We start from the raw sequence: 750 nt of genomic DNA, 5'->3' as shown, positions 1-750 counted from the left end.
GGCAACGCGATCGCGACGGTTCAGTCTCAAGACCCGATCAAGGTCATCACAGTTCGTTCGACCGGTTTCGACGCTGTGGCAGCGGAAGGCGGCAGCGCAACGGTCGAGAAGATCGAAGCGGCAGCAGACAGCGGCATTTCACAGTTCGTGAGCCGTGAAGTGACGAAGCTGGACCGTCCGGAACTGACGTCGGCAAAGATCATCGTTTCGGGCGGCCGCGGTTTGGGCAACGGCGAGAACTACACCAAGGTTCTCGAGCCGCTGGCAGACAAGCTGAACGCAGCGCTGGGTGCATCGCGTGCAGCAGTGGATGCGGGCTTTGTGCCGAACGACTATCAGGTCGGCCAGACCGGCAAGATCGTCGCGCCGCAACTGTATGTGGCGGTCGGTATCTCCGGCGCGATCCAGCACTTGGCCGGCATGAAAGACAGCAAAGTGATCGTCGCGATCAACAAAGACCCGGAAGCGCCGATTTTCAGCGTCGCCGATTACGGTCTGGTGGGCGATCTGTTCACGGTCGTGCCGGAACTCGTTAGCGAGCTGGGCTAAGCGTCGAAGCGCCTTGTAAAAGGCGTCTGGCAACACGCGAAGGGCGCGGGACCGATCAAGTCCGGCGCCCTTTTTTTATATCAACGGCGGGAGGAGACGAAAATGAGCTATACGGCACCCATCAAAGACATGCTGTTCGTGATGAAAGAACTGGCCGGTCTCGAAGACATCGCGACGCTGCCGGGCTTCGAAGACGCAAAC

2 protein-coding genes are annotated in these 750 nt (G+C 59.6%); both read left to right on the top strand.

Going from position 1 to position 750, the window contains the following annotated elements; genetic code table 11:
• Window positions 1–549 (top strand): electron transfer flavoprotein subunit alpha/FixB family protein (locus P0D70_RS36685; RefSeq protein ID WP_408188122.1); only part of this gene is annotated, 549 nt, incomplete at its 5' end.
• 102 nt (window positions 550–651) lie between these two features.
• The coding region (locus P0D70_RS36680; RefSeq protein WP_408188123.1) for an acyl-CoA dehydrogenase N-terminal domain-containing protein at window positions 652–750 on the top strand (99 nt) is incomplete at its 3' end.

The organism is Paraburkholderia sp. RL17-381-BIF-C (assembly GCF_046026435.1).
Taxonomy (GTDB): Bacteria; Pseudomonadota; Gammaproteobacteria; order Burkholderiales; family Burkholderiaceae; genus Paraburkholderia.
This window is presented reverse-complemented; position numbering and strand designations above follow the sequence as displayed.